This is a genomic window from uncultured Henriciella sp., assembly GCF_964005855.1.
Lineage (GTDB): Bacteria > Pseudomonadota > Alphaproteobacteria > Caulobacterales > Hyphomonadaceae > Henriciella.
Genome location: NZ_CAXFSW010000001.1, coordinates 524534 through 536931 on the forward strand (window position 1 = coordinate 524534; position 12398 = coordinate 536931).

The following is a 12398-nucleotide window of genomic DNA, read 5'->3' on the forward strand; positions in this document are numbered from 1 at the left end:
AAAGATGCCCAACTTGCGGAAGGGCGAACCGCAGCTCAATATGCCACTATGCCTTCATTGTTCAGTTACATAATTCCGGTTGACGACGGCGCAGCACCTAACCCCTTCGGGGGTATTTGCACGCTTGCCATTTGCAAGCCAGTAATCCGAAGGACTGCAAAGCCCGGCGATTGGATCGCAGGCCTAGGCTCTAAGAGGGCCCCAAGTGGCGATCTATCAGGCAAAATAGTCTATGCTATGAAAGTGGAACGTGTAGTCACACTGCGTGATTATGACAGGCTCGTCCGGTCGAATTCCTGGCCCCGCCTGCCTGACTTTGAAACTTCCGATCATCGAGATCGTCTTGGCGATTGTATTTACGACTTTAGTTCCGGAAGTGAGCCGCGACTTCGAAGAAGCGTGCATGATCATGGGAATCGGAAAACGGACCTGAGTGGCCAGAATGTCCTTATAAGTCGAGATTTCTATTATTTTGGGAAGAAAGCCAAAAAGCTGCCTTCAGACTTGCTCGGAATAGTTCATCAGAATCAGGGGCATCGAAAAGCCGCCAATCATCGATACTTCCCCAGATTTGAAGAATGGATCCGAAAAAGTGGTTGGGAAGTGGGCAAACTTTACGGCGATCCTGACTTTGAAATAGACTGGGATAACCTTGGAGGATGTAAAGGTTGCATCCGGCGCCGAAAACAAGGTGAAAGTGACGGACAGACTCGGCCCTTTTGTTAGTGCGCCTCAGCCCATGTCTTCGCTGCGTTCGCATCGACGTCTAGCGGCACGGACAAATCCAGCGCAGGAAGTGGCGCTTTCTGCATCACTCTCCGGATCACTGCGATGGTGTCTTCGGCCTGATCCTCGGGGCACTCAAACACCAGTTCGTCGTGGACCTGTAGCAGCATCTTTGCGTCGAGCTTCTTCTTCGCCAAAGCTTCCGGCATGGCGATCATGGCGCGCTTGATGATGTCGGCGGCAGAGCCCTGGATGGGGGCGTTGATGGCCTGGCGCTCTGAGAAGGCGCGCATGGCGCCGTTCTTGGAGTTCATCTCTTTCAGGTGCAGCTTCCGGCCGAAGGCGGTCTGGACGTAGAGATTGTCCTTCGCGAATTCCTTCGTCTCATCCATGTATTTGCGGATGCCGGGGAATTTCTGGAAATAGGCCTTGATATAGTCCGACGCCTCGCCGCGATCGATGCCGAGCTGGTTGGCAAGACCGAAGGCGGAGATGCCGTAGATGATGCCGAAATTGATCGCCTTGGCGCGGCGGCGCACCATCGGGTCCATGCCTTCGATGGGGGTGTCGAACATCTCGCTGGCCGTCATCGCATGAATGTCGAGGCCTTCATTGAAGGCGGCCTTCAGCGCGTCGATGTTTGCGATATGGGCGAGCAGGCGAAGCTCGATCTGGCTGTAGTCGGCGCTGATGAGGACATTGCCGTCTTCGGCGATGAAGGCTTCGCGGATCTTGCGGCCTTCTTCGGTGCGGATCGGGATGTTCTGAAGGTTCGGGTCGGTCGAGGAGAGGCGGCCGGTCTGCGCGCCCGCCATGGAATAGGAGGTGTGAACGCGTTTCGTCTGCGGGTTGATCGCGTCCTGCAGGGCCTCTGTGTAGGTCGAGCGCAGCTTTGAGAGGGTGCGCCAGTCGAGGATGATCTGCGGCAGTTCATGGCCCTGCGCGGCGAGGAATTCGAGCTGGCTGGCATCGGTCGACCAGTTGCCGGTCTTGGTCTTTTTGCCGCCGGGAAGGCCCATTTCGCCGAAGAGGATGTCGCCCAGCTGTTTGGGCGAGCCCATGTTGAATTCCTGTCCGGCGGCCTTGTAGGCGGCGTCCTCATAGCCGGCCATGCGCTGCTGGAAGTCGGCAGAAAGACGCGAGAGGAAGTCGCGGTCCACCTTGATGCCGTGACGTTCCATGTCGGCCAGCACAGGGATCAGCGGGCGGTCGAGTGTCTCGTAAACCGTGGTGACCTTCTCCTTGTGGAGATAGGGCTTCAGATATTGCCAGAGACGCAAGGTGACGTCGGCATCCTCGGCAGCGTATTCGGTCGCCTTGTCGAGCGGCACGCGGTCAAAGGTGATCTGCTTCTGGCCGCTGCCGCACACATCCTTGAACGGGATGGGGGAGTGGCTGAAATAGCGTTCCGACAGCTCATCCATGCCATGGCCATGCATGCCGGCATGCAGGGCGAATGAGATCAGCATCGTGTCATCGACGGGGGTGACCTCGATGCCGTTCCTCTGGAACACGGTGAGGTCGTATTTGAAGTTCTGGCCGACTTTCAGGACGCCGGGGTCTTCGAGCAGGGGTTTCAGCGCCTTTAGCGCATCCTCCTTGCGGACCTGGCGCGGCGGGGCGGCGTCGAACATGTCGTCACCGCCCGAATGGTCCGGATCGATATGGCCGAGCGGGATATAGGCGGCTTCATTCGGCGCGAGGGCGATGGAAATGCCGACCAGGTCGCAGGTCTGGCAGTCGAGGCTGTTGGTCTCGCAGTCGACACCGATGACGCCGGCCTCATAGGCGCGGGCGATCCAGTCCTCGAGCGTCTTGAAGTCGCGGATGCAGGTATAGGCCTCGCGGTCGAAGCCGATATCGCCGGCGGTGGTTTCCTCGATGACGCCTTCGGCCTCGAACGTTTCGCGCACGCGGCGGGTGATGGTGCGGAACTCCATCTTCTCGAGGAAGTCGATGAGGGTTTTCGGGTCCGGATCGCAGACGGCAAGGTCCTCGACGGGGACCTCTACGGGCACGTTCTCATCGAGCTGGACGAGTTTCTTCGAGATGAGGACCTGATTGGCGTGCTCGATCAGGGTCTGGCGGCGCTTGGGCTGTTTGATCTCTTCGGCGCGTTTGAGAAGCTCCTCGACGGTGCCGTATTCGTCCAGCAGCTGGGCGGCGGTCTTCACGCCAATGCCGGGGGCGCCGGGGACGTTATCGGTGCTGTCGCCTGCGAGCGACTGGACATCGACGACCTTTTCCGGGCCGACGCCGAACTTCTCGAAGACCTCATCGCGCCCGAGCGTCTTGTTCTTCATTGTGTCGAGCATGGTGATCTTGTCCGTCACCAGCTGCATGAGGTCCTTATCGGACGAGACGATGGTGACGCGCGCGCCCTTGGCCTCGGCCTGGCGGGCATAAGTGGCGATGAGGTCGTCGGCTTCGTAGCCTTCAATCTCAAGCGCGTGGCAGGCAAAGGCGATGGAGGCTTCGCGCACCAGCGGGAATTGCGGGCGAAGGTCTTCAGGCGGCTCGTCCCTGTTCGCCTTGTAGTCGGGATAGAGATCGTTGCGGAACGTGTAGCTACCCTTGTCGAATACGCAGGCAAAATGGGTGGGGCGTTCGTCGCCTTTCAGCTCTTCCAGAAGCTTCCAGAGCATGTTGCAGAAGCCGGCGACCGCGCCGACCGGCAGGCCGTCAGAGGCGCGGCTCAGCGGGGGAAGGGCGTGGAAGGCGCGGAAGATATAGGCGCTCGCATCGATCAGGTAGAGGTGGCTGTCTTCAGTGATCGGTGCGGTAGGCATGGGGCGGTGTCCTTGCGTCGGCTGGGCCAGCACAGGGTTTAGCCGCCTGCGGGTATCAGGTGCAACGGCTCTAAGTGTGTGCGGGGTGCAAGGCGGGTGTGGACGTGCCGGCTGGGGGAGGGCGCCTAGAGGTCGCTTTCTTCCGGTTCGGTGTCAGCCGCCGGCTCTCCCGGCAGGGCGCCGCGATATTCCTCCGGCTTGCCAAGACGCGTCTCGCGGCGCTCATCCTTTGGCGCCTTGAGCGAGGCGACGCGCAGCTCACGGTCGCCATCGTCGCGGTAGTCGGCCCAGAGGTTGGTGATGACGGCGGAAAACTCGGCCAGGCTCACGCGGCGGTCGAGATTGGGGTCGAACCGGACCGGGTTGGCGAGGGAGTTGTCGCGCGTCGGCAGGCTGTCTGCCCAGGCCTTCTGTTCCAGCGCGGTCAGTTCCCCGTCGCTGTTCGCATCTGCTGCTTCGAAGGCGGCGGCGATGCCGGTTTTCAGTTCCGCGCGGCTGATGCGGCCATCGCCATTGCTGTCAAACGAGGCGAGCAGGCCGCCGCCGGGTTTCAGACGATCGGCACGCAGGCGTTCGCGATCTTCCTGCGAGCGCACTTCGCCCGAGGCGGGCAGGCGGACGATCTCATCATCGGCGGGGACAGCCGGTGCGGCCGCGGACGCGGCAAATGGCAGGGCGAGAAGCAGACAGGCGGCGATGGATCGGATCATGACGTCTCCAGCGGGATCAAACCCCTATCATATAGGGAGTGTTACCTGAATGCCACATGACTAATTCGCGAGGCGGGCGCGCGGCCGCGTGAAATCAGGCCACCGACAGGAGAATCACACCGGCGACAAGTATGGCGCAGCCCGTCAGCCGCGAGGGCCCGACCGCCTCGCGCAGGATCAGCATGCCCATTAGTGCCCCGACCATCATGGACATCTCGCGCATCGGTGCGACGAGGCTGAGCGGTGCCCCCGATGTCAGCGCCGCCAGGACGAGTATGTAGGAGAGCGGTGAGAGCAGGCCGACACAGACAGCGACCCACCAGTATCCTTTCATCCGGGCGAGCGCGCGTCGCGGATTGGCCGCCACCAGGGGCAGGAGAAGGAAGAAACGCAACAGGTTCGAAAACCAGTCCAGGACGACAGGGGCGATGCCGAGCGCCTTTACCGCATAGGCATCCACAACCGTATAGGAGGCGATGAGCCCGCCGGTCGGAACACCCCATAGAAGGCCCGCCTGTCCACCCGGACGGCGGAACGCCGAAAGTTTGCCCCCTGTCGCGATCAGTCCGATGCCGATGATCACCAGGCCAAGCCCGGCGAGGCCGGGACCTGTTGGCGATTCACCGAGGAAGAGGAAGGCCCCGAAACTCGAGAGCAGGGGGCCGGTGCCGCGCGCGACCGGATAAACCACCGAGAGGTCCGCCACCTGGTAACCGCGCTGGAGAAAAAGACTGTAGGCGAGATGGATCAGGCCGCTGAGGATGACGAAGCCGGCGCCTACCCACCCCCAGTCTATTGTGCCCCTGACGAGGATCATGACCACCCAAGGGGCATAGGCGACGCACGAGACGAGATTATAGGCGAAGACAAAGACGGGCCCGACTGGCGCGGCCCGCTTGGCGAGCAGATTCCATCCTGCATGGATGAAGGCTGCGAGGACGACGAGGAGGAGCGAGGTAAATGTCATGGAGACCTCCATTCGCGCGCAATGCGCCGGTTGATCTCGACGTCTCCTCCCCTGGGTTTTTATCCCTTGGGTGCAGCCGCGCACGGACGCCGCGGTTTCCGCAACGCTCGGTCCAGCGACGGCGTGCCGTCCGGAACCCTAGTTGCCACTCAGTCGATATCGGGGGCGATATCCCGAGCCTGTCAAAGAAATCAAGCCGTGAAGTCCGACCGCCAGCTGCGCCAGAGCCCGGACGCTTGCTATTTGTGCCGCCGGCTTGCTTGCATTTTCGCCCACTCTCCGGTAAGTCCGGCAGGGACATATAAACGTATAAAGGATCATTGATATGGCTAATGACTACGCTGTCGCCGATCTCTCCCTGGCCGAATATGGCCGCAAGGAAATCGCGATTGCCGAGACCGAAATGCCGGGCCTGATGGCGGCGCGCGAAGAGTATGGCGCCGAGCAGCCTCTGAAGGGCGCGCGCATTGCCGGTTCGCTGCACATGACCATCCAGACCGCTGTGCTGATCCAGACGCTGGAAGCCCTGGGCGCAGAAGTGCGCTGGGCAAGCTGCAACATCTATTCGACGCAGGACCATGCCGCCGCCGCGATTGCCGACAGTGGCACGCCGGTCTTCGCCCATAAGGGCGAGACGCTGGATGAGTACTGGCAGTTCTGTGACAAGATCTTCCAGTGGCCGGATGGCAAGCTCGTCAACCTCATCCTGGATGATGGCGGCGATGCAACCATGTACATTATCCTTGGCGAAAAGGCCGAGAAGGACGCCTCACTGCTGGAGAATCCGAAGTCCGAGGAAGAGATTGCCCTCTTCAAGCAGATCAAGAAGCGTATCTCCGAGACGCCGGGCTGGTTTGCCAAGGTGAAGAAAGAGATCAAGGGCGTGTCCGAAGAGACGACGACCGGCGTGAACCGCCTTTATCAGCTGGCCAAGAAGGGCGAGCTGCCTTTCCCGGCGATCAACGTCAACGACTCGGTCACCAAGTCGAAATTCGACAACAAGTATGGCTGTAAGGAATCGCTGGTCGACGCGATCCGCCGCGGCACCGATGTGATGATGGCCGGCAAGAAGGCTTTCGTCGCTGGCTATGGCGATGTGGGCAAGGGCTCTGCCGCCTCACTCGCAGGCTCTGGCGCACGCGTCACCGTGTCGGAAGTCGACCCGATCTGCGCGCTGCAGGCCTCCATGGATGGCTTCGATGTGCAGACGCTCGACTATTATGTCGACAAGGCCGACATCTTCGTCACGGCGACCGGTAACAAGGACATCATTACCGTCGACCATATGCGCAAGATGAAGGACATGGCCATCGTCTGTAATATCGGCCACTTCGACAATGAGATTCAGGTCGAGGGCCTGCGCAACTTCCAGTGGGACAATATCAAGCCGCAAGTCGACATGATCACCTTCCCGGATGGTAAGCGCATCATCCTTCTGTCGGAAGGCCGTCTGGTGAACCTCGGCAATGCGACGGGCCACCCGTCCTTCGTGATGTCGGCATCCTTCACCAACCAGACGCTGGCCCAGATCGCCCTTCACAAGAATGAGGGCGAGTACAAGAACGATGTCTACACGCTGCCCAAGCACCTCGACGAGAAGGTCGCGCGCCTTCACCTCGACAAGCTGGGCGTTGGCCTCACCGAGCTCTCGACCGAGCAGGCCGACTATATCGGCGTGACGACGGAAGGCCCGTACAAGCCGGACCACTACCGCTACTAGGTCCTGAACCGACCTCAAGAACATCAAGGGCGCCGGAGAGATCCGGCGTCTTTTTTTTGGGGCTGCTTGCCGAACGCGCGAAAAAACGTGACACTCGCGTCAATAAAATGACGGGAGGAAAGTCATGCGGAATGTCCTGGTTGCGATGTCGGGTCTGGCCTTGCTGGCGGCGTGTAACGGGCCGGCAGAGGAGAGCGGGGCTGAAGAGGTTGAGGCAGCTTCGCCGCCCGCCGAAATGGCGGAAGGCGCTGCCGGCCAGACCGGGGATGTGACGCTTCAGGCCAGCGAGAGCTTCCAGAGCGACCTTCAGACCGCGCTGATCCAGGCAAGCGAGGGAGCAACCATCACACTGCCGGCCGGCACGTTCGAGATGACGGACGGGTTGTCGCTGGACGTGAATGGCGTGACGCTGACAGGCGCCGGGGAGGGCGAGACGATCCTCGACTTTTCCAGTCAGCGCGGATCGGGCGAGGGGCTGCTCGTCACTTCTGACGATGTCACCCTGTCGAACTTCACCATCCAGGAGACAAAGGGCGACGGCATCAAGTCCAAGGGCGCCGACCGGATCATCTATCGCGACCTCACCGTGGAATGGCTGGGCGAGCCGGACGAGGAAAACGGGGCCTACGGCGTCTATCCGGTCGAGAGCAGCGATGTGCTGGTCGAGGATGTAACCGTGCGCGGGGCCTCCGATGCGGGCATCTATGTCGGCCAGTCGAGCAATATCATCGTTCGCGACAGCCTTGCCGAATACAATGTGGCCGGGATCGAGATCGAGAATTCGGCCCATGCGGATGTCTATGGCAATACCGCGCGCCACAATGCAGGCGGTATCCTTGTCTTCGACCTGCCGGATTTGCCGGTGATGGGCGGCAATTCCACGCGCATCCATGACAATGACATTATCGACAACAATACGCGCAACTTTGCCCCGCCCGGCAATATCGTCGCCGGCGTGCCGTCGGGCACGGGCGTCATCATCATGGCGAATGACAAGGTCGTGGTGGAGAATAACCGCTTCGACAATAACCAGACGGTGCAGGTGCTGATTACCGCGTATTCCGAAGACTTCTCCGACGAGGACTATAATCCGCTGGCGCGCAACATCGTGGTGCGCAGCAATGAATATGGCGAGGGCGGAAACAATCCGCAGGGCGATCTTGCACCTTTCGCCATGGTGCTTGGCGGTAGCCTGCCGGAGATTGTCTGGGACGGCGTCACACGCTGGGAAGGCGGCGAGACCGAAGGCGCCAATATCGTCGTGGATGAGGCTGAGGAGGTCGGCTTCGTGAATCTGGGGCTCGGCACCTATCCCATCGACATGGCGAACGTCTCCCCCAGCATGGACCGCCCGGGCGGCGACCCGTTCGGGGAGCTTGAGCCGGTCAGCCTGCCGCACACAGAATGAGGCGCGCGCTTTCAGCCCTCCTCTTCCTGGCGCTGGCCGCCTGCGGGCGCGAGGCGGCCGGGCCGGACATGGAGGTGATCCTGGCAGAGGCACCGGCGGCGACGCTGGCGGCCTATGGCCTGTTTGCCGATGTGGCGGCGCGCGAGCCCGCCTCCGGCGTGGTGGCCTATGACCTTATCAATCCGCTCTTTTCAGATCATGCGAGCAAGCACCGCTATGTCTTCCTGCCGCCGGGAGAGACCGCCCGGTATACCGAGGCGGCGGTGCTGGATTTCCCGGTCGGCACGGTGCTGGTGAAGACATTTGCCTTTGCCCCCGACATGCGCACGCCGGAGGTGGAGGAGCGCTACCGCGAGACGCGGCTGCTTATCCGCAAGGAAGAGGGCTGGACGGCGTATCCCTATGTCTGGAACGCCGAACAGACCGAAGCGCGCTATGCCCCGGCGGGCGACTGGCTGGACCTTGATTTCATCGATCCTTCGGGGGAGGCGGTCTCCATCGACTATCGCGTGCCGAACCAGAACCAGTGCAAGACCTGCCATCAGCTTGGGGCTGTGATCGCGCCGATCGGGCCGAAGGTGCGCAACCTCAACCATGCCGGCCCCAATGGCGCGAACCAGATCTCGGACTGGGTCCAGCGCGGCATGCTGGAGGGTGTGCCGCAGGAGGTCGCGGCGGTGGCCGATGTTGCAGATGAGGGGATGGCGGTCTCCGAGCGGGCGCGCGCCTATCTCGACATCAATTGCGCCCATTGCCACCGGGCCGAAGGCTCTGCGTCGAATTCCGGCCTGTGGCTTGGCTGGGAGGTGGCGGATGCGACCAAGATCGGCATCGGCAAACATCCAACTGCGGCGGGCCGGGGCTCTGGCGATGCAATCTATGTGGTGGCCCCCGGCGCGCCGGACAGCTCCATCCTGACCTATCGCATGGCCTCGACCGAAGCCGGCGTCGCCATGCCGGAGCTTGGCCGCGCGCTGGTGGATGAGGACGGCGTCGAACTGGTGCGGGCCTGGATTGCCGGGATGGAGAAGGGGTAGGCGTCGCCGGTTGCTCGACCCGAAACTGATGGACTGTTCTGAAGGAGAGAAAGAGTGAGACGTCCGCTGTGTGTTCGTTTCCCCCGCCTGGTCCTGATGCTTCTGTGGTGGGTTTTTCCCTGTTTTGCTTCGGCAGAGGTCTCAAGGGTGGATCTGTCAGGAGAGATCAACAAAGAGTTCTATTTTGAGGTGGAGCTTGCCATTCGGACCCACGTCGAAGAAATCCACATCGAATCGTCTGGCGGAGACAATGTCTGGGCCCTGCAAGCCGCGAATGCCCTGAACAATCAGGATCTCACGCAGCTCGTCGTCGTAGGGAAATGTGTTTCTGCATGTGCGTCGCTGGCGTTCGCAACTGATAATCTGCGGATTACCGAAGGCGCGTTCATAGCGGTGCACCGAACATCTCTGGGTATGAAATATGTGCTTAGCGCGGGAGAGTTCGACCTGGGTGAGGAAAGGTTTGAAGCACTGAACTTCTACGCTGCCGAAGAAAGTCGCCTGCTGCAGCAGGCGGGCAGGACTGCAGCATTCTTCGAGCAGGCAATGCGGGAAATCAGACCTGTGTGCTATGGGCGGCTGATAACGACCGACAGTGGTCTGGTGGCCGGATATCTAAGCCGCGCTGAGGCACATTACTGGATGCCTGATGAAGACGTATTCAATCACTATCGGGGCATCGACGTATCGGGGGATTGGCCAGACAGTGGGGACTTGTTCTCAAACAAAGAAGCGTTCGAATTCATCGAGAAATATAGGGTCGTAAGGACCGCTTCTGTGGATGAATTGAATAGGGCGCCGATAGAAACATTTGGCGAGTGCCAAAAATAGCTGGCCAACTTGCAGGCCCGCTTGGGCACAAGCACTGAAACCGAAACCTTCTGACGCCTACACCGTTTCCTATATTGAAAGACCAACCCCAGATAGCGGAGGCTCACATGGCAGGTGGATGGTCGCGCGATGGCGCGGTGCACGACCAGATCGAGGATTCGATCCGCGATGAGCTGGCGCGTATACAGGCCAGCCGTCCGGCGGGCGAAAGCCTGTCGCATTGCATTGAGTGCGGTGAGCCGATCCCTGAAAAACGCCGCAAGCTGATTGCAGGCGTGAAGTTCTGTGTCGACTGCCAGCAGGAGCGCGATGGCGCGGCGGCCATGCGCGGTGGCATCAACCGGCGCGGCTCCAAGGACAGCCAGCTGAAATAGCGTCTGGCGGCTGCTTGCCCGCCCCTCGATTCGCCCGCATGATGACGCGCGTAGATGAGGGATGTCTTGAGGCGAATGCATAGGGTTTCGCGGCGGATCTGCTTTCTTCTGGCGGCGGCTGCCGGGTGCTCTGGCTTGTCGGCTGCCGTTGCCCAGGACCTGTCTTCCAGTGCGTCAGAGGCAGGCGTAGCGTTAGAGGCGGAAGCCGAGCCTGAAGAGCGCCCGGCGCCATCCTATCCGCCCGGCGCCTTACCCGATGCCTATCCCGACAAGGCGAAGCTTCTGCGCGGTGACATTGATCCGCGTGAGCTTCTGGTGGAGGTGCCCGAAAGCTGGGCCAGCCATCCCGGCATGTATGCCGAGGCTGAAGCGCTGCAGGCCTTTGGTAAGATGCGGGCAGCGGCGGCGCGCGAAGGCGTGGAACTGCTCATTCTCTCGGCTTTCCGCTCCTTCAACCATCAGCGCTGGATCTGGGAGGCCAAATGGCGCGAGCGCTATAAGAGCGGCGCGTTCGAAGCGCCGCGCGATCTTGCCACCCATATCATGCGCTACAGCTCCATGCCCGGCACGTCGCGTCACCACTGGGGCACCGATTTCGATATCAATGCGCTCAACAATCGCTGGTTCGACACGCCCGAGGGCAAGCCCGTCTATGACTGGATGAAGGCGCATGCGGCCGAATATGGTTTCTGCGAGGTCTATTCGGCGCGCGATGGACGGCGGCAGACCGGCTATGAACCGGAGCGCTGGCACTGGTCCTACATCCCGACTGCCTCGCGCTATCTGGCCGCCTATGTTGAGGCGCGCGATGCCCAGCCGCGCGGGTTCGAGGGGGATGTCGCCGCCCCGCAGATCAACTGGCTGACCGACTATGTCCTTGGCATCAATCCCGACTGCCTCTGGACCGCGTCCGATGCTGGCAAGGGCCGGGAGCTGCCGCTGGTTCTGCTGCGCGCGGCGATCGAGGCGGAACAGGCCGCCCGGGTGGAGCAGCTCTGCCTTCGCGATGAGGGGACGCGCGACGAGCTGCTGGCCTGGCGCGCACGCGGGTTCGAGCTGGAGGAGGACGCCGATATTGCAGCCCGGCTGATGCATCTGGAAAATTGCCTTGGAGAGCCGGACCCGGTCCTGCGCGATGAGGTCGCCTATTCGGGGATCGCCCATATCCTGCGCGACGGCGTTGCGGACGATGAGACCTTGCGGGCGCTGAAGGGCGAGCTGCTGGTGCGGATGGCAGCGGATGCAGCGGACCCGGACGGTTTTTCGAAACCCTTCGCGGCGCTTGTCCTGTCGGAGGTGGCGCGCACGGACCGTATTTCGCCCTGGATGAGCTCGGGTGAGCGGCGCATGCTGGTGGCGGCAGGCGCCGCTTATGTCCGTTCGGTGCGCGACTATCGCGGCTTCATAGAGGGCGAAGGCTGGCGCCATGGTCTGGCGCATGGCGCAGACCTTCTCATGCAGCTCAGCCTGAATGAGGAGATCGGCGAGGGCGAGGCCATTGTGATGGCGCGGGCCATCTTCGAGGCGCTGATGGCCGAGGAGGCCCCGGCGCTGGTCTTCGATGAGCCGGCGCGTCTGGCGCGCCCGCTGATCATCCTGACGCGGCGTGGGCTGCTCAATGAGGCGCAGCTTTCAGCCTGGCTGGACATGCTGGCCGATCCGGCACCGCTTGAAAGCTGGCAGGCGGCGTTCGGCTCAGAGGAGGCATTGGCGCGGCGCCATAATGTGCGCGCCTTCGCCTCGGCATTGCTGATTGCCGCGAGCGAAGAGGAGGATGGCGCGCTGGATGCGGTGAAACCCGGCGCGACGCGGCTGTTGGCGAGCGTGCCATAAGGT

10 protein-coding genes are annotated in these 12398 nt (G+C 61.6%); 7 read left to right on the forward strand and 3 right to left on the reverse strand.

Features of this window, described 5'->3' with window-relative positions; genetic code table 11:
* Positions 1-48 precede the first annotated feature (48 nt).
* A complete protein-coding gene (locus ABNU55_RS02520) occupies positions 49-726 on the forward strand; it encodes a hypothetical protein (protein WP_348764210.1) in 678 nt (225 codons plus the stop codon).
* Here the strand turns inward: ABNU55_RS02520 and polA are convergent.
* The 3 genes from polA to ABNU55_RS02535 form a co-directional block, all read right to left on the reverse strand.
* Positions 723-3515, reverse strand: coding sequence for a DNA polymerase I (polA, locus tag ABNU55_RS02525; RefSeq protein WP_290753290.1), 2793 nt, complete (start codon positions 3513-3515; stop codon positions 723-725). The two genes, ABNU55_RS02520 and polA, sit on opposite strands and share 4 nt — an antisense overlap.
* Before the next feature lie 125 nt (positions 3516-3640).
* Positions 3641-4225 (reverse strand): hypothetical protein, encoded by a 585-nt coding sequence (locus tag ABNU55_RS02530; protein ID WP_290758229.1) that lies wholly within the window; start codon positions 4223-4225, stop codon positions 3641-3643.
* Positions 4226-4319: 94 nt separating this feature from the next.
* Positions 4320-5192: an EamA family transporter gene (locus ABNU55_RS02535; protein WP_290749929.1), complete on the reverse strand. Its 873-nt coding sequence runs from the start codon at positions 5190-5192 to the stop codon at positions 4320-4322.
* 319 nt (positions 5193-5511) lie between these two features.
* On the opposite strand from ABNU55_RS02535, the gene ahcY reads away from it, so the two are divergent.
* The 6 genes from ahcY (at position 5512) to ABNU55_RS02565 (ending at position 12395) form a co-directional block, all read left to right on the forward strand.
* Complete coding sequence (ahcY, locus tag ABNU55_RS02540; RefSeq protein ID WP_348764222.1) at positions 5512-6912, forward strand: adenosylhomocysteinase; 1401 nt, start codon at positions 5512-5514, stop codon at positions 6910-6912.
* 124 nt (positions 6913-7036) lie between these two features.
* The gene (locus ABNU55_RS02545; RefSeq protein ID WP_290749935.1) at positions 7037-8320 is read left to right on the forward strand and encodes a parallel beta-helix domain-containing protein; all 1284 of its coding nucleotides are present in this window, start codon (positions 7037-7039) and stop codon (positions 8318-8320) included.
* Entirely contained in the window at positions 8317-9357 is a 1041-nt protein-coding gene (locus tag ABNU55_RS02550; RefSeq protein WP_290749938.1) for an SO2930 family diheme c-type cytochrome, read from the forward strand. Before ABNU55_RS02545 ends, ABNU55_RS02550 begins: the two co-directional genes overlap by 4 nt.
* 54 nt (positions 9358-9411) lie before the next feature.
* Positions 9412-10188 carry a hypothetical protein gene (locus tag ABNU55_RS02555; protein ID WP_290749941.1) on the forward strand — a complete coding sequence of 259 codons (777 nt, stop codon included), beginning with the start codon at positions 9412-9414 and terminating at the stop codon, positions 10186-10188.
* Positions 10189-10295: 107 nt separating this feature from the next.
* On the forward strand, positions 10296-10562 hold the full coding sequence (locus tag ABNU55_RS02560; RefSeq protein ID WP_290749944.1) for a DksA/TraR family C4-type zinc finger protein: 267 nt from the start codon (positions 10296-10298) through the stop codon (positions 10560-10562).
* Positions 10563-10697: 135 nt separating this feature from the next.
* The gene (locus ABNU55_RS02565; protein ID WP_290749947.1) at positions 10698-12395 is read left to right on the forward strand and encodes a DUF2785 domain-containing protein; all 1698 of its coding nucleotides are present in this window, start codon (positions 10698-10700) and stop codon (positions 12393-12395) included.
* The last annotated feature ends 3 nt before the right edge of the window (positions 12396-12398 follow it).

Bases quoted from the DNA above. Each gene is read 5' to 3' on its own strand.
- ABNU55_RS02520 (WP_348764210.1), top strand. From the start codon at position 49: ATGCCTTCATTGTTCAGTTACATAATTCCGGTTGACGACGGCGCAGCA.
- polA (WP_290753290.1), bottom strand. From the start codon at position 3,515: ATGCCTACCGCACCGATCACTGAAGACAGCCACCTCTACCTGATCGAT.
- ABNU55_RS02530 (WP_290758229.1), bottom strand. From the start codon at position 4,225: ATGATCCGATCCATCGCCGCCTGTCTGCTTCTCGCCCTGCCATTTGCC.
- ABNU55_RS02535 (WP_290749929.1), bottom strand. From the start codon at position 5,192: ATGACATTTACCTCGCTCCTCCTCGTCGTCCTCGCAGCCTTCATCCAT.
- ABNU55_RS02545 (WP_290749935.1), top strand. From the start codon at position 7,037: ATGCGGAATGTCCTGGTTGCGATGTCGGGTCTGGCCTTGCTGGCGGCG.
- ABNU55_RS02550 (WP_290749938.1), top strand. From the start codon at position 8,317: ATGAGGCGCGCGCTTTCAGCCCTCCTCTTCCTGGCGCTGGCCGCCTGC.
- ABNU55_RS02560 (WP_290749944.1), top strand. From the start codon at position 10,296: ATGGCAGGTGGATGGTCGCGCGATGGCGCGGTGCACGACCAGATCGAG.